The sequence below is a fragment of the Streptomyces sp. NPDC059582 genome (assembly GCF_042735715.1).
In the GTDB taxonomy this organism is placed as follows: Bacteria; Actinomycetota; Actinomycetes; order Streptomycetales; family Streptomycetaceae; genus Streptomyces.
Genome location: NZ_JBHWCC010000022.1, coordinates 82,355 through 105,403 on the forward strand (window position 1 = coordinate 82,355; position 23,049 = coordinate 105,403).

A 23,049-nucleotide genomic window follows, 5' to 3' on the forward strand; every position below is an offset into this window, starting at 1 on the left:
TGTCGCGCTACGCCGACTCGCGCACCACCAGTTCCGGGTCGAAGACGACCGACGTCGCGTCGGTGCGCAGGCCGTGGATGTGTTCGTCGAGCAGGCGGGCCATCCGTGCGGCCATCTCCTCGACGGGCTGGCGGACGGTGGTCAGCTGGGGGCGGCAGGTGATCGCGACGCTGGAGTCGTCGAAGCCGACGACGGCGACGTCCTCCGGCACCCGCTGTCCGCGCTCCCGCAGCAACTGGCAGACGCCCTGCGCCATGAGGTCGTTGGCCGCGAACACCGCGTCCACGTCGGGGTGCCGGGCCAGCAGGTCGGACATGGCGGCGACTCCGCTGTCCAGGGTGAAGCCGCCCTCGGCGACCGGTACGTAGGGGTGGCCGTGCCGGGCGAGCGTGTCGCGGAAACCGGCCAGCCGCTCCTGGCTCGCCGACACGTCCAAGGGGCCGCAGACCGTGGCGGGCCGGCGGTGGCCGCGGGCCAGCAGGTGCTCGGCGGCGAGGCGTCCGCCGTGCCAGTGGGCCAGGTCGACGTAACTGAGCGGCACCGGCCGCGAGGGGCGGGCGAAGAGCACGGCGGGGAGCCCGGCGTCGGCGAGCAGCGCGGGCAGCGGGTCGTCGGCGTGCGTGGAGACCACGAGCGCGCCGTCGGCACGGCCCTGGCGCAGATAGGTCAGCACCTCCTCGCGGGCGGCGGGGGACTCGGCGAACATCAGCACCGGGTGCATGGAGCGGGGGCGCAGGAAGCCGACGACTCCGCCGACCACCCGTCCGAAGAACGGGTCCGCGAACACCCGGGCGGCGAAGGCGTCCTGGCCCGCGTCCGAGGTGTCCCCGGCCCCGGACACCACCAGTGCGACGGTCTCGGCGCGCCGGGTCACCAGGGAACGGGCCGCCCGGTTGGGGGCGTAGCCCGTCCGCTCGATGGCCTGGCGGACCATTTCCTGTATGACCGGGTCCACGTTCCGCACGCCGTTGACGACTCGGGACACGGTCGCCCGGGAGACGCCGGCCTCGCGGGCGACGTCCTCCAGCGTCGGGGCCTGTCTGCTCATGCCCGCACCCTAACGGGCCTGTCCCGTAACGGCATAGAGCGCTCTCCAGACGCGCTCGGGTCCTACCGGGGCCGCACCACCACCTCCAGGGCAAGGGGCAGATCACCCGCGGAGCGTCCGGCGAGCACCCGGCACGGCCCCGGTTCCGTACGCCACCCGCCTGTCTCGACCGCCCAGTGGCGCAGACTCCGCGCCGGGATCTCGACGGCGGCGGTGACCGTCTCACCGGGGCGGGCCCGCTCGGCCGCGTATCCCGCGAGCCATCGCTCGGGGTACTCCACGGCGGCGCCCGGCCGGGCGAGGTACACCTGGACGACCTCCCGGCCCGCGCGGACGCCGGTGTTGCGCAGCCGGACGCGCACCGTGAAGGAGTCGCCCGCGAGGATCTCCGCGGGCCCGGTGATCTCCTCGTACGCCCAGGTCGTGTACCCCAGCCCGTGCCCGAACCAGTAGGCCGGGGTACGCCGGCCGCGCAGCCAGGCCCGGTGCCCGACGTGCAGACCCTCGCCGTACTCCAGGCGCCCGTCGACGGGCCGGGTGTCGGTCACGGGGGCGTCAACGAGGGTGGCCGGCCAGGTGGTGGGGAGCCGCCCGCCGGGTTCGGTCCGGCCCAGCAGTACGTCGGCCAGGCCACCGCCCGCCTCCTGCCCGGGGAACCAGGCGAGCAGCAGCGCGCCGACGTCGTCGCGCCAGGGCATCTCGACGGGTCCGCCGCTGTTGACGACGGCCACGGTGCGCGGGTTGGCGCGGGCCACGGCGCGCACGAGCGCGTCCTGGTGCGGGCCCAGGGAGAGTGAGGTCCGGTCGTGGCCCTCGCACTCGCCGTCCTGCGTGGTGCCGACGACCACGACGGCCGCGTCCGCCGCCCGGGCCGCGCGCGCCGCGGCGGCGATCGCGTCGGCCGGGTCGGGGGCGGGCGGGGCCGCGCCGACGACGAGGGCCCGGCCGGTGGCGGGGGCGAGCTCGCGGCGCGCGACCAGCAGCGGGTCGGTACCGACGGTCAGCTCGGCCGTGGCCAGGCGCATCGGAGGGGTGACGTGGACGATCGCCGGGTCGTCGGTGTCCTTGTCGAACACGCCGTCCAGCAGGGCACGGCCGTCGAGGTGGACAGCGAGCCGGCCGAAGCCGGCGATCCCGAGCGTCCAGGGGCCGGACACCCTGGGGTGCAGCCGGGCGCTGATCTCGACGGTGTGCGCCTCGGGCACGAGAGGAGGCTCCAACTGCCGCCCGCCTCGCCGGTGTTCGGCGTGCAGTTCGCGTCCGGCGGCGTCCAGTACGCGCAGCAGCACGCCCGGGACGCCGGAGCGCGGGTCGGCGCACAGGGTGGTGTCGAGCGGCGGGGGCGGTCCGTCCGGTGCGGGACCCGGGACGTCGACGACCCGGGCCCGGCCGCGCAGGCCGGCCCTGATCCCGTCGAGGAGCGAGACCTCACCCTGGGGAAAGACACCGGCGCTGCCGCCACCCTGGGTGCGGGTCCGGGTGGCCGGGGTGCCGATGACGGCGACGGTGGAGAGGTGGTCGGGTTCCAGCGGCAGGACATCGCGATTGACCAGCAGGACGGCGCCCGCGGCGACCGCGCGCCGTGCCAGGGAGCGGGCCTCCCGCGAGCGGAGCGCCGGCCCGTGGGGACGGCGTTCCCCGAGGGCGCCGCAGCGGGCGGCCAGCCGCAGCAGCCGTCGTACTTTGTCGTCGACCGCGCTCTCGGCCACCCTCCCCTGCCGCACGGCCCGCACCAGTGCCTCGCCCCAGGCGCCCTCCGGGCCCGGCATCACCAGGTCCAGTCCGGCGCGAGCGGTGTCCTGTGTGTCGCGCACGGCGCCCCAGTCGGAGACGACGAGCCCGTCGAACCCCCACTCGTCCTTCAGCGGGTGGGTCAGCAGCGCGTGGGCGGTCATGGTGGTGCCGTCGACCCGGTTGTATCCGGCCATCACCAGCCGGACGCCCGCCGCGACCGCCGCCTCGAAGGGTGCCAAGTACACCTCCCGCAGCGTCCGCTCGTCGACGCGCACGTCGACGGTCAGCCGCTCCGTCTCCGAGTCGTTGGCCACGTAGTGCTTCGCCGTGGCCGCCACCCCGTGCGCCTGGATCCCGCGCACGAGGGCGGCGCCCATCCGGCCGGCCAGTTCGGGGTCCTCCGAGAAACACTCGAAGTGCCGTCCCCCGAGCGGGCTGCGGTGCAGGTTGAGGTTGGGCGCGAGGACCACGTCCACGCCCTTGCGCCGCGCCTCGGAGGCGAGGAGGCCGCCGAGTTCCTCGACCAGCTGCTCGTCCCAGCCGGCGGCGAGCGCGGAGGCCGAGGGCAGCAGCACGGCCGTGTGCCGCTCGTCCCACGACTGACCCCGTACGCCGGCCGGGCCGTCCGACAACACCAACTCCCGCAGACCGATGGCTGGTTCGGCAACCGTGCGCCAGGTGGTGGCCCCGGTCAGCAGCCGGGCCTTGGCCCGCAGGGTCAGCTTGTCGATCAGCCGGTCGAGTTCATGCTCGTCGGCCATCCTCCCCTCCCCTTCTCGACGGATCGTCAGTTGTAGATTCCGAACTCGTACAGCGAGTAGCCCCAGCCGGTGCCCCGAGCCGTTCCGTTGACGCGGACGTAGCGGCCGGTCCCGGAGACGTCGAAGTCGTCGATGCCGCCGTTGCCGTCGGACACGGTGCGCACGGTCTGCCAGTTCTGGCCGTCGTCGGAGGTCTGGACGGTGTAGGCCTTGGCGTACGAGGCCTCCCAGAACAGCTGGACGTGCCGGAACGTGGTGCGGGCGCCGAGGTCGACCTGCACCCACTGGGGGTCGCTCCAGTCGCTGGCCCAGCGGGTGGCGGGGTTGCCGTCCGTCGCGTTGGCGGCGGGGCAGGGACAGTCGCCGTAACTCGCCTGGTAGGACGAGGCGGTGGCCGGTTTGCCCCGGGCCACGTCGGTGCCGGCGGGAACGGGCGGAACGACCCTGACGGAGCGGGTCTGGACACCGACGTTGCCCCGTCCGTCCGTCGCCTTGACGTAGACCTTCCAGACACCGGGGCGGTCGGGCGCGCTGACCTTGAGACGACCGCCGCCGAGGTCCGTGAAGGGCAGCGGGGTCAGGTTCTTGCTCTGGTCGATGTACATGCTGTTGTCGAGGACCTCGTAGGAGATCCGGTCGCCCTCGGGGTCGGTCGCCCTGACCGAGAGGACGAGGTCACGCCCGGCCTGCACCTTGCCCGCGTCGCCCTCGACGGTCAGGTCGGTGATGACGGGTGGGGTGTTGTCACGTGAGGTGTCGCCGCCGTAGGCCCGCTTCACCGCGTAGTACGACAGCCGCCTCTGACCCGCGGGCAGCAGGTTGAACCAGATGCCGCCGAAGTCGTACTCGGTGCCGTAGTGGAACATCGTGGCGCCGAGCGCGACCCCCTGGTGTCCGGTGACACAGCCCCAGGCCCGGGTGTATCCGTCGGCCTTGGCCCGGTCGGCGGGTTCGAGCGGTACGCCGTTGGCGTCGTCGGGCACCTCCCACTCGCCGGCCGGCCCGGTCTCGGTGACGATGTAAGGCTTGGTGTAACCCCCTTGCTGCCAGGCGGCCTTGATGTCACAGACCGCGTTGTAGGCATTCACGGCGTACAGGTCCAGGTCGGGCGCGTTCCTCTTGTAGTACGGCCAGGCCCCGACCCAGGCGTCGGTCGAGGTCACCGGGTGGTTCGGGTCGACGGCGTGGATCTTCTTGGTGATGTCGTTGACGAGCGTGGTGTAGGCGTCGCGCTGTTTCTCCAGCTCCGCACCGGAGTAGCAGTTCTGGAGCCCGAGCACCGACTCGTTGCCGACGTCCCACATGAGCACGCCGGGGTTGTCCTTGTACGTCTGGACCCATTGGGGGAACTCGTTGAGCACCTGGCTCTTGTACGCGGTGTCCGTCAGGTAGTTGACGCAACCGCCGCTGCCCGGACCGCCGCCGGGCTGTAGCCAGAAGCCCGCGATCACTTTGATGCCGTTGGCGGCGGCGGAGTCGAAGAGCGGCTTACTGGTGGCGTCCGTGCCCCAGGTGCGGATGGTGTTGACGCCCATGGACTTCAGGTCGGGCAGGTATCTGCCGGCGTCCGCTACGGACGGGCCCCAGGTCAGACCCTTGATCTGGTACGGCTGCCCGTCCACGGTCAGCTGCCAGGCGCCCTGGCTGCCGGTGACCTTGACGACGCTGCCGGCGGCGTGGGCCTGGGCCGCGGGCAGGGCGGTGAGGGCGCCGACGGTCAGGACGCCCGCGATGAGGGGGGCCGCGAGGCGGCGGGTGCGGGTGCGGGGTGGTGGAGTCATGGTGGTTGCTCCGATAGGCGGCGGGTGACGCTTCGGAAGGTGGGGCTCAGGGGAAGCGCGGGACTCGCGAGGGGACGCAGGGAGGTCATGGGGCTCAGAGGCCCCGGAAGCCCCGGAGGCCCCACGGCTCGGGAACTCGGAGGCACCGGAGGCCCAAGGGGGCTCAGTGATTCGGAGACCGCGGGGGTCTCAGGGGCCCAGGCGCCTCGACGGGCACAGGCAGCCCAGGCGCGTCAGCAGGCTCAGGGGAGTTCGTAGTGCTCGTTGAGGGCCGCGCCCGCCTCGGGGTGTGTCTCGTCGTAGCCGCGCGCGTTGCACTGGAGGCCGCCGACGACGCAGTGGTCGACCAGGGCCTTGAGCGTGGCGTTGTCCCAGGCGTTGAAGAAGTCGTAGTGGAACGAGTGCCCGGCTCCGCTGGCCAGCCTGACCCTCGACATGTCCCCGTTGACCGGGAACGCCATCTTGAACTCGATCATCGGGACCGCGACGGGATGGTCGGCCGGGCACATGTTGTCGTTGGTGCCGGGCTTGACCACCGGATAGGCCATGTGGCTCTTGTGGTCGGGAGTGTCGAGGTACTTGCCGTCCCAGCAACTGGGCGCCTGGAAGCGAATGTTGAGCTGCACATCAGGGCGGGCAGGGCAGCTGACGGGGATGTCGACGTTGAAGAAGCTGTCGCCGCACTCCCAGCCCTCGACGAAGCCGGGGTGGTGACGGAACTCGTCGGCGGTCTGCGTCGGACTGCCGACGAGGAACCGCAAGCCCTTCGGGAAGGGCCGGACGCTGGTGTAGTCGGTGACGCCGGTCTTGTAGTAGATGACCTGCGGGCCGACCGGCCGGACGGGCTGGTCACCGTTGAACAGCGTCGGCATCCAGTAGCCCGACCGGTCTCCCGGTGCGTTGCAGGCGGTGGTGCCCGCGTCGAGCGAGGCGGTGGTGCTGTTCGCGTTCGTCGTGGTGTTGCCCATGAACGTGTGGTCGTGCGACTTGCCGGACTGCTGCGGGTAGACGATGGGGTCGTCCGGCCTGGTGTGGCTGACCGCGCAGTTGGCCTGGAACTCGTGGAAGTAGCGGTGCGGCGGGTTCTGGGTCGACGGGGTGACGCCGGTGACCGGCGGGTTCGCGAGGATGTAGCCGTCGCCGTCGGGGTCCTCGGGCGAGAAGGCGGTCGATGCCGCCATGGAGTGGCCGGTGTGGCCGGCCAAGCCGGTCTGGCTGGTCTGGCCGGTCTGGCCAGTCTGGCCAGTCTGGCCGGTCTGGCCGGTCTGGCCAGTCTGGCCGGTCTGGGTATCGGTGGACGACTGCGCCACTCCGGCGAGGCCCAGCGAGGTCAGCAGCAGGGCACTCGCGATCAGCGCCCCCGAAACGATCTTCGATCTCCGTGGCATGGAAAGCTCCTGAACGGAGGTGGGGGTGGACGAAGGAACACGGGAGAGCGCTCTCCCACTGCTGGAGTGTTGAGGCGGTGACGCGAGGTGTCAAGGGATCCGACACGGGGATCAGAGCTCGGCCGCGCACACTTCTCGAAGGCGTGTGACGAAATATGACGGTCGATCAGCGAAATCGATCGAAACTTCGGTCACATCTCTTGACGCATGGTTCACACCGCCTGAAGCATCCAAAGGCGAGAGAGCGCTCCCTCACCCCCACTCCGTTCACTTCCTGAACCAGGAGAGCCGCGCATGACTCCCCACCCCCCTTCCGTCGGCCGCAGAACCGTCCTCGGCGCCGCGGCGGCGGCAGCCTCCGCCGTGGCGGGCCTCTCGGCGCCGGCGACGGCCGCCTCCCCCCGCAGGAGTCCGCTCGCCCTGCCCGGCGGTGGCGACCTCGGTCCGAACGTCCTGATCTTCGATTCGTCGACGCCCAACATCCAGGCCAGACTGGACGACGTGTTCCGGCGCCAGGAGTCGGCCCAGTTCGGCACCGGCCGATACGCGCTGCTGTTCAAGCCCGGCACCTACAGCGGTCTCAACGCCCAACTCGGCTTCTACACCTCGATCGCGGGCCTCGGCCTCTCCCCCGACGACACGACCATCAACGGGGACGTGACGGTCGACGCGGGCTGGTTCAACGGCAACGCGACGCAGAATTTCTGGCGTTCGGCCGAGAACCTGGCCCTGGTCCCGGCGAACGGCACCAACCGGTGGGCGGTCGCGCAGGCGGCGCCCTTCCGGCGCATGCACGTGCGCGGCGGTCTCAACCTCGCGCCGTCCGGCTACGGTTGGGCGAGTGGGGGGTACATCGCCGACAGCCGCATAGACGGCCAGGTCGGACCGTACTCGCAGCAGCAGTGGTACACCCGCGACAGTGTCATCGGCAGCTGGCTCAACGGCGTCTGGAACATGGTGTTCTCGGGTGTCCAGGGCGCGCCCGCACAGGGCTTCCCGAACCCGCCGTACACCACGCTCGACACCACGCCGGTATCCCGCGAGAAGCCCTTCCTGTACGTGAGCGGCACCGAGTTCCGTGTCTTCCTGCCGGAGAAGCGCACCAACGCCCGCGGGGTCACCTGGGGCAACGGCACGCCTCGGGGCACCTCCCTGCCGCTGTCGCAGTTCTACGTCGCCAAGCCGGGCGTCACCGCGGCGACCCTCAACCAGGCGCTCACGCAAGGGCTGCACCTCCTGCTGACGCCGGGCATCTACCACCTGGACCAGCCACTCCAGGTCAACCGCGCGGACACGGTCGTCCTCGGTCTGGGGTACGCCACGCTCATCCCGGACAACGGCGTCACGGCGCTCAAGGTCGCCGACGTCGACGGCGTACGCCTGGCGGGCTTCCTGATCGACGCCGGACCCGTCAACTCGGCGACCCTGTTGGAAGTCGGGCCGACGGGCGCGTCACGGGACCACTCCGCCAACCCCACCACAGTCCAGGACGTGTTCGTCCGTATCGGCGGGGCCGGCGCGGGCAAGGCCACCACCAGCATGGTGATCAACAACCGGCACACCATCGTCGACCACACCTGGGTGTGGCGCGCCGACCACGGGGCCGGCGTCGGCTGGGAGACCAACCGGGCCGACTACGGTGTCGTCGTCAACGGCGACGACGTACTGGCCACGGGCCTGTTCGTGGAGCACTTCAACAAGTACGACGTGCAGTGGTTCGGCCAGCGCGGCCGCACGATCTTCTTCCAGAACGAGAAGGCGTACGACGCCCCCAACCAGGCCGCGATCCAGAACGGCTCGGTGAAGGGGTACGCCGCCTACCGGGTCGGTGACGGCGTGACCGCGCACGAGGGCTGGGGCCTGGGCAGCTACTGCTACTACAACGTGGCCCCGACGATCCTCCAGCACCACGGCTTCGCCGCCCCGAACCGTTCGGGCGTGAAGTTCCACAACCTCCTGGTCGTCTCCCTCGGCGGCAACGGCCAGTACGAGCGTGTCATCAACGACACCGGGGCGCCGACCTCGGGCACCTCGACCACACCGTCCACGGTCGTGTCCTACCCGTGAACCGGGGTGCGGCTCCGTCCTGCCACGGACGGGGCCGCACTCGGGCGGGCACGCCCCAGCCGGCCGCGTCACCAACCTGCCGGGACGGCACACCTAGCCGGGGAATCGGCCGCAGAGCCAGTTGCCGGGTTCCACCGGGTCGTCGCTGGTCCAGAACTGGCGCCAGAGCAGCGCGAACTCCTCGCGGCTGAGGTGGCCGTCACCGTTCAGGTCGAGCAGTTCGAAGACGCCGGTCATGTCCACCGGCCGGCCGTTCCAGGTCTCGACGAGCCTGCGGTGTTCCTCCGGGGAGATACGGCCGTCGCCGTTGGCGTCCACCGCGTCGAAGACGGTCTCGGCGGTCGCGGTGACGTCCGCGGTCATGGCGGGCAGCTTGTCGACGAGGGAGAGCAGCTCGCCCATGTCGACCGCTCCGTCACCGTTGGCGTCGCCTGCTTCGAGCAGCGCCGCCCACCAGCCCATCAGGAGTGCCTCCACCCGGGCACGCAGTTCCGTCCCGGGACCCACTCCCGGCAGTCGGCTCCAACGGGCCACGAGCGCCCTGAAGTCCTCCTCGCGCAGATAGCCGTCGCTGTCCGCGTCGAACGCGGCGAACATCCCCTTGAGCTTGCGCTCCTGAAACGCACTGGCCACGAGCGGCCTCCCTCGACGCCGAACCGAACCATGGACTGCCGGCGACCGCCCCACGAGGCGGCGTACAGCGTGCAACTGTAGGCGGAGGCGCGCCCCCGCTCCCACGGGCACATGTGCGCGAACGATCACCCGTGGGCGGGCCTCACCAGAGGTGCGGGAAGTCCTGATGTCGCCGGACCCCCCGCGACACCGGTTGCCCGCCCTGGAGCCCGGCCGGCGTCGCACCAGACAAGACCTGGCTGTTGACGCCCTCGGCACCGGCGGCGTCTGCGTTGGACGCAGGTGAATGCTCGGTGCAGTCTGGAAGAGCGGCAGGACGGGTCTCCACCCTCCGGCTTCCGGTGCTCTCCGGCCTCCTCCGGCTACCGGCGTCCTCCGGCTTCCGATGGGGAAGAGTCCTCGCCGGGCCGGGCCCTCCCGTTTTTCGCCGACCGGGGAGTGAGATGACCACTCGGTGGAACGCGCAGCTCAACAGATATGAGACGACCGCGCGCGGCCGGGCCGTGCTGTCCGATCCCCGCCTCAACCGGGGAACGGCCTTCAGCGTCGGCGAGCGTGAGGATCTGGACCTCGTCGGCATGATCCCGCCGCAGGTCCTCACCCTGGACCAGCAGGCCGACCGTGCCTACGGCCAGTACACGGCCCAGACCAGCGACCTGGCCAAGAACGTCTACCTGACCGCCCTGCACGACCGCAACGAGGTCCTGTTCTACCGGCTCGTCGGCGACCACATCTCCGAGATGCTGCCGATCGTCTACACGCCGACCATCGGCACCGCGATCGAGCAGTACAGCAACGAGTTCCGGCGGCCACGCGGTATCTACCTATCGGTCGACGCGCCCGAGGACATGGAACGCGCGCTGCACTCCTCCGGAAAGACCGGCTCCGACGTCGACCTCGTCGTGGCGACCGACGGAGAGGCCATCCTCGGGATCGGTGACTGGGGCGTCGGCGGCATCGACATCTCGGTGGGCAAGCTCGCGGTGTACACCGCCGCCGCGGGCATCGACCCCACCCGGGTGCTCGCCGTCGTACTCGACGTCGGCACCAACCGCGAGCGGCTTCTCGCCGATCCGCTGTACCTCGGCAACCGCCACCCCCGTGTCGACACGGCGACCTACGACGCCTTCGTCGACTCCTACGTCACGACGGCTGCGAAGCTCTTCCCCGAAGCGATGCTCCACTTCGAGGACTTCGGCACCTCCAACGCGCGCCGGATTCTGGACCGCTGGCGCCACCGGCAGTTCGTCTTCAACGACGACGTCCAGGGCACCGGGGCGGTCAACCTCGCCGCCGTCCTGTCCGGGGTACGGGTCAGTGGGTCGGCGCTGCGCGACCATCGTGTGGTGGTGTTCGGCGCGGGCACGGCCGGTATCGGCATCGCCGACCAGCTCCGTGACGCCATGGCCGCCGACGGTCTGTCGCGCGAGGAGGCCGTACGACGATTCTGGGCCGTGGACCGCTACGGGCTGATCACCGACGGCCAGGACGGGGTCCGGGATTTCCAAGCGCCGTACGCCCGGCCCGCCGAGGAGGTCGCCGACTGGCATGAGGACGCGGAAGTGGGCGGCATCCCGCTGGCGGAGGTGGTCCGGCGGGTCCGGCCCACCGTCCTGATCGGCACCTCCGGCCGGGGCGGCGCGTTCGACGAAACGGTCGTCCGCGAGATGGCGGCGCATGTCGAGCGCCCCATCATCCTGCCGATGTCCAACCCGACCCGGCTGTCCGAGGCGGTCCCGGCCGACCTCCTGGAGTGGACGGACGGCCGCGCGCTCATCGCCACCGGCAGTCCGTTCGATCCCGTCACCCGCGACGGAGTCACCTACCGGATCGGACAGGCGAACAACGCCCTGGTCTTCCCCGGCCTGGGCCTCGGCGCCGTCGTGGCCCGGGCCACCCGCGTCACCGACGCCATGCTCGTCGCCGCGGCGCACGCCGTCGCCGGGCAGGCCGATCCCAGGACGCCCGGCGAGCCCATCCTGCCGCTCACCGACGACCTGCGCCGCACCTCCACGGCGGTCGCCGTAGCCGTCGCCCGGGCCGCTGCCGCGGACGGGGTGGCCGGGGAACCGGTGGACGACACCATCGACGAGCGCGTAAGGCAGGCGATGTGGGAGCCGGTCTACCGCCCGATCAGCGCGGTCTGACCGCCGCCGCGCCGACCGTCCGGACTCCCTGCTTGTCTGTCCGGGCAGTTCTGGCACGCCGGACTCGCCGACGAGGGTGCGCGGAGCGATGGTCAGCCCCGTCCCTCCCTGTTACGCCCCGTCACTCGGACGGCTTCCCCGTCACTCGGACGGCCGCGCTCGCGCGGGGACACGGAGCAGAACCATGCGTACATGGGCGCATACCTTCGTCGAGGGAGGCTTCGTTGTCCGCACCGGCACCGCATGGGGGCTCCCCGGCCCGGAGCCGGCGAAGGCAGCCTCAGTGACGCTCGTGCCATCCGCGTCCTCGACCCCCGGCGGGGGGCGCCTGGCCACGGTGTCGGCACTGATGTCCTACGCTGCCGGTGCCGGCGACGCCTTTGCCTTCTCACAGCTCGGCGCTGTGTTCACCGCGAACATGACGGGAAGCCTCGTGCTGGCCGGGCTGACCTCCCAGCCTGCGTACGGTGCGCTCCTCTCGGGGACGGCCACGACTCTGGGGGCGTTCCTGCTCGCCGTGTACACGGCCTCCCGGGTCGCACCGAAGCGGCCCGTCCCGAACTGGCGTGGCATCGTCGGCGTGTTGTGGGCCGTGGTCGCCCTCAACGTCGCGCTGTTGGTCATGGTCTGCGTAAGTCCGCACCCTGGCAGCGCTCTTCGGCTCGTCATGCTCGCGGCGTCAGCGGCGGCGATGGGAGCCCAGACGGCGGCCGCCAAACGCTACGAGCCCGCCTCCGGGGTGACCACGACCTTCGTCACCGGCACGTTGACCAGCATCGCCCAGGACGCGGCCGACGGCAGCACCCGCTACGCGTCCTTTCGTGCGGGGCTGGTCATCATGCTGGTGCTGGGGGCGTTGACGACATCGGGAGCCCTGTTCCTCGACCTGCGCCTCGGTCCGGCCGTCGTGGTCGTCGCGACGGCCGCCGCCGCCCTGGCCTTCCCGATGCACCGAGGTCCGCAGCCAGGTGCCCACCGGTGAGCCGGTGGGCACCCACTGCGCTACGTCACCTCTCCTCACCTCACCGACGCGATCGCCGACTCGATGACCTTGCTCACGGCGCCGGGATTGGACACCAGGGTCAGATGCGAACCGCCGGGGAAGACGGTCACCTTCGACCCCGCGCGCTTCGCCATCTTCTTCTCCGACTCCGGCGTGATGATCCGGTCCCCGCTGCTGATGAAGTACCAGGACGGGATCGTCTTCCACGCCGCCGCCTTGGAGGGGGTGTTGAAGGCCACCGTGGTCGCCGCCCGCTGCGTTGCCCACAGGTTGATCGCCTGCTCGCGCGGCACGCTGCCGGCGAACTTCGTGACGAAGACGTCCTTCTTGAGGTACAGGGCGGACGCCTTGGCAGGAGCGTTCGCGTACGGCACGGCGTCGTACAGCTTGGACGGCGGACCGCCCAGGACGGACGTCGAGCCGCTGAGTTGTGCGGTGGTCTCGCCCACCGCCGGCGCGGCCGCGTCGACGTACACGAGTGCCTTGACGTTGCTCACCCCGTCCGCGGCGTTCGTGATCACGGAACCGCCGTAGGAGTGCCCCACCAGCACGATCGGCCCACGGATGCTCTTGAGGAAGTCCTTGACGGTTTGCGCGTCGGTCGTCAGGTCCTCCAGCGGGTTCCCGATGGCACGGACGGTGTAGCCCGCCTTCTGCAGGATCTTCACCTCGCCGTTCCAGCTCGAGGCGTCCGCCCAGGCTCCGTGCACCAGTACCACCGTGGGCTTCGTGTTCTGCCGGGCCACCGACTCGGCAGCCGCGTGCCCGGCCCTCGTGGTGCCGTCAGGTGGGGACGCCGCGGCCATGGTCGCCATGGTGGCCGTGGCCGCCACCACCGCCGCTATCGGGATGAACCGCCGCCGCGTAGTGGATGCCTTCATGTGAAGTCTCCTTGCTCCGCTGGGGGACGCATGCTGTGCACAGCGAGAGAGCGACGCACCGTATGAATGGGCACAGCGCTTTCGCCGTCGACACGCCCCGGCTCACCCATTCACACTAATGCCTGGTCGTCGCATCGGCCCGACGAGCTCTTCGCGCGGTGCTGTGCCGGCCACGGCCCGTCTGCGTTCCTCGTTCGGCACCCGGCGACGGTCGGACCTTCGACTGTCGCCGACGACGTCCGGCCACCACGACCGGCCACATCGTGATGACCGGTGGCGGCTGTCACGGCGCTGCCCGTGGTGAACGCCCCGCTCTGCCTCAAAGGGCGTTGGCGGCTTCTTCGATCAGGTCGGTCACCGGACCGGGCTGGGACGCCAAGGAGGCGTGTCCGGCGTCCAGTTCGATGACCTCGCGAGCGTTCATGCGCTGGGCCATGCGGCGTTCGTTGTCCGGGTGGATCATGCGGTCGCCCGTGGAGACCTGGTACCAGGACGGCTTCACACGCCAGGCAGGGGCCGTGACGTTGTCACCGAACGTCGACCCCAGCGGGGCCTTCTGTGTCACCGCCATGACGAGCGCCTCTTCCGGCGACAGGTCCTGGGCGAAGCTCTCGTGGAACTTGTCCTGCTTGATCCACAGGTAGCCGTCGGAGTCCGCGACGATGTTCTCGAAAGCGGCCGGAGGCGCCTCCTGGCTGATCTGCCCGGCGCTCTCCCCCGCGTCCGGGGCGAAGGCGGCGACATAGACCAGTCCGGCCACGTTCGGCAGGTCCCCGGCCTCGGTGATGACGGCGCCACCGTAGGAGTGCCCGACCAGCAGCACGGGTCCGTCGATCTGCCGCACCATCTTACGGGTGCGTTCGGCGTCCTCCGCCAGCGAGGTCAGCGGGTTCTCCACCGCGTGCAGCGAGCCGAATCCGCGCCCGTGGAGTTCGGTGATCACCTTGGCCCAGTGCGCCGCTCCGCCCCAGAAACCGTGGACCAGCACGATGGAAGGCTTGTCGGACATGAGGTCGCACCATTTCTCTCGGCGGAGCCCGGCCCCTCGGCCACGCTAGGCGGGTCACCCGCCGACCGCCACCGCACACCGAACCCGTGGGAGCGGGGGCCTTAGCGACTCGGTACCGCGGCCCGGTAGGGAACGGTGAGCAGCAGTTCTCCAGCGGCGGTTCAGCTGGTGCGCAGCCGGTCGCCTGGTATCGGGATGCGGGGCGGGACGTAGCCGTCACTGTCCTTGGGATCGCCGGCCTTCTCGTCAGGGACGAGCTGGTCGGGGAGGAGAACGACACGGGCCGTGCCGGACAGGCCCGGGGTCAGCTCGGAGGCGGGGCCCATCCAGGTGTCGGCGTCCTGTATCCGGGACTCCTCTATCCGGGGCTCTTCTTGGTAGATGCCGATGGGCATGCACCCCAGCACGACATCCGCTGAGGTCACCGCGCACGCAGCGACTTCCACAGCGGGTTCCGGCAAGTGGTCCGTGAAGGTCGCGCGATAGCTGAAGTGCACCGCCGCGCCCCGGTCGGGGACCTGAGGATGGGGCCGCACCTCCCAGCCTGTGATCTTGATGGTCAAGGGGTACGTCGCGTCACCACGAACCACGGTGACCTCGGATGCCGCGATACCGGGCGCGGGCGGCTCATGGTTCCCCTGCCGAGCGAAGCAGCCGGTGAGGGCCTGAACCGCGCAAACGGCCGTCGCGGCCCACGCCGACACAGCGACGCGACGTCGGATCCGCGGCTGCACTCTGGTTCCCCCTCCGTCGCGTACCACTGCCCGGCCCTGCGCCGAAGATCGAGACGCGGCCCCTACGACTCCTGGTTCCAGGGCGCGAGTTCCTGTGGCCGCGGCCCCCGACGGTCGGCCTCGGGGTGGCCGGCGCGATCACCGGGAGGTGAGGTCGTCCCGGCATGCCGAGTCGAGGCGGCCCGCAAGAAGCTGCGGCTAGGGTGATCGCATGATCGAGGTTCGTTGTGCCCGGCCGGAGGACGGCGACGTGCTCGGCGAGATCCACGCCGCGTCCTGGGAGGCGTCCCACGCCCCGTTCTTCTCAACGGAGTTCGCCGCGCGGGCCGTCGCGAGCAGGCGCACGAGGTGGCACGAGCGGATCTCGGAGGGCACGGGCACGATTCTGCTCGCCGTACTGGACGGCCGCCCGCTGGCCCTGTCCCTGCTGCGCCCGTCCGAGGCCGGGGCGGAGTTCGCGGAGATCTTCAGCTTCTACTGCCATCCGGACGGCTGGGGCAGCGGCGTCGCCGCCGCGCTGCTGGCCGAGTCACTGCGGCGGCTTCGCAGCGACGGATTCACTCAGGTACACCTGTGGACGCTGCGCGACACCCCGCAGTCCCGCCGCTTCTACACCAAGTGCGGCTTCGCCGAATCCGGCGCCACACGCGCCTACGACTACGGCGACGGCAACCCCGTGGACCAGGTTGAATACCGGCGAACCTGCTGACCGCGATCGACGACAACCGGCCGCGCCTAGACGACAGGCGCGCTCCGCCGCACCGGAGAAGGCGGCTCCCCCATGGCGCGCGCCGCAAGCAGCGAGAGTCGGCGCGTGAGCCGGCTGCGGACCGCACAAGACGCACCTTGCGAGTGCGGGCAGGAAGGCTCCCCCATCGTGATCCCGTCCCACCCTTCGGTCCGGCCGTCCCTGCTCGGGGTGTTCGCCCACCCGGACGACGAATCCCTCCTGGCCGGCGGTGTCCTCGCGCGGCACGCGGCCGCGGGCGCGCGCACCGCCGTCGTCACCGCCACCTGGGGCCCGGACACCCATCGGGCCGCCGAGCTGGCAGACGCCCTGGCGGTCCTGGGGGCCGGGCGTCCGCGGATGCTCGGGTTCGCCGACGCCCGTGTCCCCGAGTCGGCCCCCGGCCGGCCGCGGTTGTGCGACGCGCCGTTCGACGCGGTCGTGGAACTGCTCGTCGGGCACATCCGCGAGGTCCGGCCCGAGATCGTCGTCACTCATGACGCGTACGGCCAGCTGACGGGCCATCCCGATCACGTCCGCACCCACCAGGCGACCATGATCGCGGTTCACGCCGCGGGACTCGAACACCTCTACCCGGATGCGGGCGACCCCTGGCAGTCCACGGCTCTGTACCTGGCCACGCATCCGCATTCCGGCATCGGCGAGCTGGCTCCCCTGCTGGCCCAGGTCGGCAAGCGGGTGCTCAGCGTGCCGGACGACTTCGTCACCGCGACGGTCGACGTGAGTGCCTGGATCCAGCAGAAGTGGGACGCCATCCTGGCCCACCGCAGCGAAACGGCCAGGGAACGGTCCTTGCCCGGCATCCTCTCCCGCCTCCCGGCCGATCGACGAGACCGGGTCATCTCGATCGAGTACTTCACTCACCTCGACCCCAGACCCACGCCGGGTGGGCTGCGGTGAAGATCCCACGATCCGGCGTCTTCTTCGGCATGGCGGAGGGTGGGGTCCGCTCCTGGTCCACCTGCCGGGTCGAGCCGGCCGCGATAGCATCGTCATGAATCACCCCAGAGTGGCCGCGTGCTGCGCCCTCTTCCAGCCCGCACACCCGGCTCATGAGCCGGCTCATGACCCGGCTCATGACCACTGAGCGAGACTTCGAGACTTTCAGTCGGTGACGAAAGCAGGTCGTCGGCATGCCATCTGCCGCAGAAGGTTTGAGCAGGGACCCCACGCCGGATCCGGCCGAGGACAACGCGTTCTTCCCGTCACCGTATTCGCTCAGCCAGTACACCTCCCCGAGGACCGATTTCGACGGGGTGCAGCACAAGGGCGCCTACGCCGGGGGACGGTGGAAGGTGCTCATGATCGCGGCCGCGGAGCGCTACGTACTGGTGGAGAACGGCACCATGTTCTCCACCGGAAACCATCCGGTCGAGATGCTGCTTCCGCTTCACCACCTGATGGAAGCGGGCTTCGACGTCGATGTCGCCACCGTGGGGGGCTACCCCGCGAAGCTCGAGATGTGGGCCATGCCGGAAGAGGACGAGGCAGTTCAGGCGACCTTCGCGTCCATCAGGCCGAAGCTGAAGAACCCCATGGACCTTGCCGATGTCGTCGCCAACCGCCTGGGGGACGATTCGGAGTACATCGCCGTCTTCATTCCCGGCGGACACGGGGCGGTCGTAGGCCTGCCCACCAGCCAGGCTGTCAGTGAGACGCTCGACTGGGCCCTGTCGAACGACAAGTTCGTCATCACCTTGTGCCATGGCCCGGCCTCACTGCTCGCCGCCTCGCTGGGCAAGGAGGAGTCGCCGTTCAAGGGGTACTCGGTATGCGTCTTCCCGGACTCACTCGACGAGGGACCCAACCTCGAGATCGGCTATCTCCCCGGCCGCCTGCCGTGGCTCGTCGCCGGTCTGTTGACAGAACAGGGATTGAACGTCGTCAACGATGACATGACCGGCAGGACGCACCGGGACCGGAAGCTCCTCACGGGCGACAGCCCCCTCGCCTCCAACAGTCTCGGCCTGCTGGCGGCCGACGCGCTCATCGAAGCGGTCCGGACCGCTCGCGGATAGGGATAGGGCTGCGGACAGGGCCTGTCCGGCCGGATCCGACGGGTGTGACGGGTCACGGAACTACCGGGTCACGGCTCCGCCCGTCACCAGTCCGGCGCGCCGCGGGTCCGGCGGGCACGGCGGCGCGCCATGCGGTCCACAAAGGTGCAGCGTTGCCGGAGTGCTGCGACTACGATGTGAACGAAACAGTTTCGTTCACTCAGCACCTCCGCTCCTCTCCCTCGGCACCCCGATCAGCATGGAGAAGACAGGCATGGTCTCCGTACTCGTCGTCAACGACCAATCCCTCCAACGCCTCGCCCTGCGCATGCTCCTGTCGGCCGAGCCCGATCTGACCGTCGTCGGAGAAGTGGCGGGTGGGGGCGAAGCGGTCCGTGCGAGCACCCTGCTCCGCCCCGACGTCGTCCTCCTGGACGATGGCCACCTGTCCGGGACGGACACCCTCGACACCATCCGGCGCATCGCACGACCCTCACGCCTCCCTCACTCCCCCGCAGTCGCATTCGCACCGGCACCGGCACCGGCACCGGCAAAAGCGGACAGTTCCACTCCGCGCGTACTGGTTCTGACTCCGGCCGGTCAAGAAGCGCACGCCTACGCCACCCTGCGCGCCGGAGCCGACGGGTTCCTCCTCGACGACGCCGCCCCGAACGAGCTGACCGCCGCCCTCCGCGTCGTGGCCGCCGGGGACGCGGTCATCACTCCCGCTCTGACGCGCGCGCTCATCGACACGGTCCGCCAAGAACGCGCCACCCGGCCTCCTCGTCGAGACACCGGGCTCGACAACCTCACCGGACGCGAACGCGACGTCCTCATCGCGGTCGCCTCCGGTTGGTCCAACGCCGAGATCGCCGAGTGGCTGTCCATCGCCACGACCACCGTCAAGACCCACGTCAGCAACGTCCTCGCCAAGATCGGCGCCCGCGCCCGCGTGCAGGCGGTGACCTTCGCCTACGAGTCCGGCCTCATCCGGCCCGCAGCGTGACGTGGGGGACGGGGAGAACCTGGACTCGGCCATGAGGTCGTCGTGATCGAGTCGTGGGTGACCGATGACGGCAACGGGGAGCCGATGTCGCCCGGGACGGTGGTGGAGACCCTGCGGGCGAGAATCTCCGCCGGCCGATGTGAGACGTGGCTGTCCAGTTCTTCCGGCCGTTGGCCGACCTTCGTGACCGACACCGAGCGCGCGGCGGTGTCGTTGCTCGAAGGCGAAGGCGACGCGGGCGAACATGCCGTGGACCCTGGCCCTGGCACCGAAGGCGTGAGTACGGGATTCGTCCTTTCCAACGGACAGCGCGACGAGTATCCGGACGAGGACACCGTGCCGCTCGACGAGGCGTTCCGGATCGTCGCGGACATCGTCGGCGAAGGATCCTGGCCGACGGACACGACCTGGGTGGTCGATCGCTGACCGGATGGAGCCGGGTCGCCGGGCGCCGACTGGCGATGGCGGATCCGTGTTCCGGACTTCAACCGGTGTGCTGTCGCGATCAGTTCGTATCCCTGTGAGAGATCTCAGGGGAAGGCGCACGCGGGTGCCCGGGCAGAGCTCAGATGTTGCTCAACCGGCTTGTCGGTCGTCCGCCGTACTGGTCAACTCGACGCACGCTGGGCGACACCGAGCGCCCAACGTAAAAAATGGGGGACCCATGGACAGTGACCGTCAGACTCCACCCGAAAGCCCTGCCCTGCTCAGATGCGCGACAGTAGCCGCGTACGCCGTCGCCGGCACGGTCCATCTCGTTACGGCGGGAATGTCGATCGGGGCCGTGCTGCTGATCGTGCTCGGGCTTCGCACGGTCATACAGCCCCTGTTGGGTGTGGCGCTTCTGGCCCTGGCTCTTCCGCTGCGCCCGCGCCCCGGCAGGTTGGACCCTGACCTGCCCACGCTTCGGCACGCGGACGCGCCGGTCCTTTTCGCGCTGCTCGACCGCGTGGCGGACGCGGCCGGAGTACGACGTTTCGACGCGATCCAGCTCAGTCCGGAATTCTCCGTGACCGTCACCCACTACGGGGTACGCCGGAAGCGGTGCCTTGTCCTCGGTCTCCCGCTCTGGGCGGCCCAGCCCGGCCGGCAGCCCCTTGCTGCCGTCGCCCACGCCATGGGGCACCTCGGCGGCCACGACCTTCGTAACGACGCCTTCGTCGGTACCGCACTCAAGTCGCTGACCGCAGGATCCTGGACGCTGCGAGCCAGAAGCGACACCTACATCACGGCGAATGCCTCTGCTCACAACCCGCACGCGGATGCCGTGATCACGGGCGCACGGTGCTTCAACGCCCGTACCCGGAGGGGTCAGTGGGTGCTGTGGATCTCGAGGGTGACCACGGCCGCGACCGCCCGCCTGCTGCTGCGGCTCACCCGTCCGGTCACTCGGCACGCGGTGTTCGAGGCGGACGACGTGGCCGCCCGTACGGCTTCCACCGAGGCAGCCATCGCCGCGCTGCGGGACCGGCACCTGGCAGACGCGGTGACCCGGGAAGTACATCGCCTGGCCATCAAGGCACGGTCGTTGACAGGCAAGCGCTCCGTGACAGCCGCGCAGGAGGAACTCTGGGACGAGGTCGCCCGCTTCGTCGAGACTCTGCGCGAACAGCGGGGCAGTGGACAGACGTCCGAACCCGAGAACTCCGGGGCCGTCGGCGGCACTGCCGACATCCCTTCCGACACCCTGCGCGTCGCTCGACTGTCCCGCGCCCCGATCCACCACGCGACGATCACCCTCGAAGAGCCCGACCGAAACCGCATCGAAGAGGAACTCCGGCTTCCCAAGCAGGCAGTGGCACGCAAGGTGATACAGGATTGCGTCCCTCTGGCACGCTGAACGGCCGCAGTGCGCAGAAGGGCTGATCAGGCAGGTCGCCATGGTGCGAGCGAGCAATGCACGGTCGAGAAGGCCTTCAGCGCGTTCTGTCCAGGCACCTGCCCGGCGCCTTCGGGGACACAGCCGGCGCAGGTGTGCGGCTCCCAGTCCTGGAGAGCACTGCTAGGGTGCGGCGCCGTGAGTACGGACATTCATGGCGGCATCGAGTTTCGTCACCCCGGCGCCGGTAGCGACTACTACGACGGCGAGCCGTGGACGGCCGCCATGGATCTCTGGCCGCTGTATGCCGAGACCGACTACGCGGCCTTCGGCTGTCTCTTCGGAGTACGCAACCACGCGGGCTTTCGACCGCTCGCACCGGGCCGTGGCCTGCCCGCCGATCTGTCGAGCGGAATGCGCTCGCAGCTGGCTCCCTGGGTCGAAGCGGGCGACCTGCACAGCCCAAGCTGGATCACGTGGGCGGAGGTTGCGTCACTCGACCTCACGACCGCACCTGACCACTTCATCGGACGCCTCACCTGGCACACGAAATCGCTCCCCTCGCTACTGCATCAACGCCTCGTATCCGAGCCGTGGCCGTCGGAAGCCTTTTCCGCCGTGGGCGAGCCGCCGACGGACTTGCACGACGCGACGGGGCGCGTGGAGTGGACCACCGGCGAACTGACCTGTATGTACGAGCCGTTGACGGTCGGCGCCGTCCTGGGGCCTGAGACTCACTGGTCACATGTCTTCGCGGTGATGAAGGCTCTGGCAGGCCGCTTCGGTGATGACGGCGTCCGCCTTGTCGTAGCGTTCGAATGACCGCACACGGCCGCCGTGTCGCGGTGCACAGACCATTTCCGCGATCGGGCGGAATCCCGCGGCGCCGGTCGAGGTACTGACCAGGCTGCTCTGCGAGGAAGCCAAAGCGGCCGACGACCCGGACGCGGACCTTCTTCGGGCCGCCTGCCGTCAGTGGGCCTTGCTTTCCGAGGGCACCCGCAGCCGACTGCGCCACGACGCTGACGACAAGTCCGTCAAGTGGCCAGGGTGGAGGCCTGTCGCGAGGACCCGGCGTACACGGACCTCCTTCTCGACACAGTAGGCGGCCCCTTCCACAGGGGGGACGTGATCCGGCTACGACGCAGCGCCGCCGACAGCCCGCACCTGCCTGCGGACGTCATCGACCTGCTCTCGAAGGACGACGACCACCCCGTACGACTCCTGCCGTGCGAGAACCAACCGACCGTCGACGGCGATGTGGTGTTGCAGGTTGCTCGCCGACCCCGACGACGGTGTACGTGCCGTGGCGGCCGCGCACCCCGCGCCGCCGGTCGATCTCATCCTCGCAAGCTGCGGAAATCCGGAGACCTCCGCCCGCGCCCTCAGCGGCTGTGGACGGGTGACCACGTGGGCACTGCGGACCGGTACAGCCTTGGAGGCCGTCTCATGTGGCCGGTCCGAACGCTGTCATGCGGAAGCCACCACCTCACCGACCATGACCTGGGGAGGGTTGGGGAGCAGTGACGCAAGGTTGTCCCGCACGAAGTCCGCAGCCCTTGAGATCGATTCCTCGGCACCGGCCTGGTCCTGGAAGACGCTGGTCGAGACCAGCGCTCCGTCCCCGGTATCGATCCAGTAGTAGGCCACGAAGCCGGAGACCTGGCGCATGAGCGGCACGAACCCCTCGTTCACGAGACGTGCGGCCTCGGCCGGATCGGTCACCCCTTCGTACCGCCGCACTGCTGCGTACATCGCCAAGCTCCTTACGGCTTTCTGGATTCGTCCTCTGCCGAGACGTCGTACCCCTGCGACGGCTGCCTGGCTCATGAGGCGTCCGGCAATCACCTGAAGGGCCGCCTCGGGTGATCCGAACGGCGGCCGCCGGCCCGGACACACGGCCCTGGCCCGCCTGCCACGAGGAGGCATCGACGTGGAGAACAGCCCAAGGGACAAGGGCGACTTCTTCGTCTCCGCATACCGGGCCGCCACCGGGCAGAGCCGCGCCCTTCACCAGCCGAGCTGAGCGTCTCCCAGCACGGTGCCGCCGAGGTGGGCAGCGAGTTTCGCTGCCCGCGGAAGATCGCCCCACTTGTCTACGTGAACGAAGTCGGTGTCGTGGTCGGTCGGCTGCGACCCGTTGACGTCGTCGCCGTGGAAGACGACCTCCACGCCGTCGTACTTGGCAGCGCCGTACGAATCCGTCTCTGCGTCGTCCGGCCGTCTGCCGTGCAGGCCGATCGAGGCCATTCCCTTCCCCACGGCTCGCACGAACCGGTCCTCCACGGTGCCT

General features: G+C 70.1%; 20 protein-coding genes. 10 read left to right on the forward strand and 10 right to left on the reverse strand.

Annotated elements, in window-relative coordinates; translation table 11 throughout:
• Window positions 1–7 precede the first annotated feature (7 nt).
• The 4 genes from ACFV0T_RS20295 to ACFV0T_RS20310 form a co-directional block, all read right to left on the reverse strand.
• A complete protein-coding gene (locus ACFV0T_RS20295; protein WP_385780691.1) occupies window positions 8–1,048 on the reverse strand; it encodes a LacI family DNA-binding transcriptional regulator in 1,041 nt (346 codons plus the stop codon).
• 62 nt (window positions 1,049–1,110) lie between these two features.
• A complete protein-coding gene (locus ACFV0T_RS20300; RefSeq protein WP_385780693.1) occupies window positions 1,111–3,543 on the reverse strand; it encodes a glycoside hydrolase family 3 C-terminal domain-containing protein in 2,433 nt (810 codons plus the stop codon).
• 26 nt (window positions 3,544–3,569) lie between these two features.
• On the reverse strand, window positions 3,570–5,324 hold the full coding sequence (locus ACFV0T_RS20305; protein WP_385780696.1) for a discoidin domain-containing protein: 1,755 nt from the start codon (window positions 5,322–5,324) through the stop codon (window positions 3,570–3,572).
• A gap of 242 nt (window positions 5,325–5,566) precedes the next feature.
• Window positions 5,567–6,712 carry a DUF1996 domain-containing protein gene (locus tag ACFV0T_RS20310; protein ID WP_385780698.1) on the reverse strand — a complete coding sequence of 382 codons (1,146 nt, stop codon included), beginning with the start codon at window positions 6,710–6,712 and terminating at the stop codon, window positions 5,567–5,569.
• 294 nt (window positions 6,713–7,006) lie between these two features.
• Here ACFV0T_RS20310 and ACFV0T_RS20315 point away from each other — a divergent pair, with 294 nt between their 5' ends.
• A complete protein-coding gene (locus tag ACFV0T_RS20315) occupies window positions 7,007–8,779 on the forward strand; it encodes a coagulation factor 5/8 type domain-containing protein (protein ID WP_385780701.1) in 1,773 nt (590 codons plus the stop codon).
• Between the two features lie 93 nt (window positions 8,780–8,872).
• Here ACFV0T_RS20315 and ACFV0T_RS20320 read toward each other — a convergent pair whose 3' ends face one another.
• Window positions 8,873–9,412 carry an EF-hand domain-containing protein gene (locus tag ACFV0T_RS20320; RefSeq protein WP_385780704.1) on the reverse strand — a complete coding sequence of 180 codons (540 nt, stop codon included), beginning with the start codon at window positions 9,410–9,412 and terminating at the stop codon, window positions 8,873–8,875.
• Between the two features lie 443 nt (window positions 9,413–9,855).
• Here ACFV0T_RS20320 and ACFV0T_RS20325 point away from each other — a divergent pair, with 443 nt between their 5' ends.
• Window positions 9,856–11,559: an NAD-dependent malic enzyme gene (locus ACFV0T_RS20325; RefSeq protein ID WP_385780707.1), complete on the forward strand. Its 1,704-nt coding sequence runs from the start codon at window positions 9,856–9,858 to the stop codon at window positions 11,557–11,559.
• Between the two features lie 349 nt (window positions 11,560–11,908).
• Window positions 11,909–12,541: a DUF1275 family protein gene (locus tag ACFV0T_RS20330; protein ID WP_385780709.1), complete on the forward strand. Its 633-nt coding sequence runs from the start codon at window positions 11,909–11,911 to the stop codon at window positions 12,539–12,541.
• Between the two features lie 35 nt (window positions 12,542–12,576).
• Here ACFV0T_RS20330 and ACFV0T_RS20335 read toward each other — a convergent pair whose 3' ends face one another.
• The 3 genes from ACFV0T_RS20335 to ACFV0T_RS20345 form a co-directional block, all read right to left on the reverse strand.
• A complete protein-coding gene (locus tag ACFV0T_RS20335) occupies window positions 12,577–13,443 on the reverse strand; it encodes an alpha/beta hydrolase (protein WP_385780712.1) in 867 nt (288 codons plus the stop codon).
• 319 nt (window positions 13,444–13,762) lie between these two features.
• On the reverse strand, window positions 13,763–14,452 hold the full coding sequence (locus ACFV0T_RS20340) for an alpha/beta hydrolase (RefSeq protein WP_385780715.1): 690 nt from the start codon (window positions 14,450–14,452) through the stop codon (window positions 13,763–13,765).
• Between the two features lie 161 nt (window positions 14,453–14,613).
• Window positions 14,614–14,847, reverse strand: a complete 234-nt coding sequence (locus ACFV0T_RS20345; RefSeq protein ID WP_385780717.1) for a hypothetical protein — start codon at window positions 14,845–14,847, stop codon at window positions 14,614–14,616.
• Between the two features lie 550 nt (window positions 14,848–15,397).
• On the opposite strand from ACFV0T_RS20345, the gene ACFV0T_RS20350 reads away from it, so the two are divergent.
• The 7 genes from ACFV0T_RS20350 (at window position 15,398) to ACFV0T_RS20380 (ending at window position 21,578) form a co-directional block, all read left to right on the forward strand.
• Window positions 15,398–15,895 (forward strand): GNAT family N-acetyltransferase, encoded by a 498-nt coding sequence (locus ACFV0T_RS20350; protein WP_385780719.1) that lies wholly within the window; start codon window positions 15,398–15,400, stop codon window positions 15,893–15,895.
• Window positions 15,896–16,066: 171 nt separating this feature from the next.
• A complete protein-coding gene (locus ACFV0T_RS20355) occupies window positions 16,067–16,834 on the forward strand; it encodes a PIG-L deacetylase family protein (RefSeq protein WP_385780813.1) in 768 nt (255 codons plus the stop codon).
• A gap of 233 nt (window positions 16,835–17,067) precedes the next feature.
• Window positions 17,068–17,952 carry a glyoxalase III HchA gene (gene hchA / locus ACFV0T_RS20360; protein WP_385780721.1) on the forward strand — a complete coding sequence of 295 codons (885 nt, stop codon included), beginning with the start codon at window positions 17,068–17,070 and terminating at the stop codon, window positions 17,950–17,952.
• A gap of 253 nt (window positions 17,953–18,205) precedes the next feature.
• Window positions 18,206–18,937, forward strand: a complete 732-nt coding sequence (locus ACFV0T_RS20365) for a LuxR C-terminal-related transcriptional regulator (protein WP_385780816.1) — start codon at window positions 18,206–18,208, stop codon at window positions 18,935–18,937.
• A 42-nt stretch (window positions 18,938–18,979) separates the two neighbouring features.
• The gene (locus ACFV0T_RS20370; RefSeq protein ID WP_385780724.1) at window positions 18,980–19,363 is read left to right on the forward strand and encodes a hypothetical protein; all 384 of its coding nucleotides are present in this window, start codon (window positions 18,980–18,982) and stop codon (window positions 19,361–19,363) included.
• Window positions 19,364–19,706: 343 nt separating this feature from the next.
• A complete protein-coding gene (locus tag ACFV0T_RS20375; RefSeq protein WP_385780727.1) occupies window positions 19,707–20,777 on the forward strand; it encodes a M48 family metallopeptidase in 1,071 nt (356 codons plus the stop codon).
• 177 nt (window positions 20,778–20,954) lie between these two features.
• Window positions 20,955–21,578, forward strand: coding sequence for a hypothetical protein (locus ACFV0T_RS20380; RefSeq protein ID WP_385780730.1), 624 nt, complete (start codon window positions 20,955–20,957; stop codon window positions 21,576–21,578).
• A 648-nt stretch (window positions 21,579–22,226) separates the two neighbouring features.
• On the opposite strand, the gene ACFV0T_RS20385 is transcribed toward ACFV0T_RS20380, so the two are convergent.
• On the reverse strand, window positions 22,227–22,511 hold the full coding sequence (locus ACFV0T_RS20385; RefSeq protein ID WP_385780733.1) for a hypothetical protein: 285 nt from the start codon (window positions 22,509–22,511) through the stop codon (window positions 22,227–22,229).
• A 255-nt stretch (window positions 22,512–22,766) separates the two neighbouring features.
• The gene (locus ACFV0T_RS20390) at window positions 22,767–23,042 is read right to left on the reverse strand and encodes a hypothetical protein (protein WP_385780736.1); all 276 of its coding nucleotides are present in this window, start codon (window positions 23,040–23,042) and stop codon (window positions 22,767–22,769) included.
• Between the last annotated feature and the right edge of the window lie 7 nt (window positions 23,043–23,049).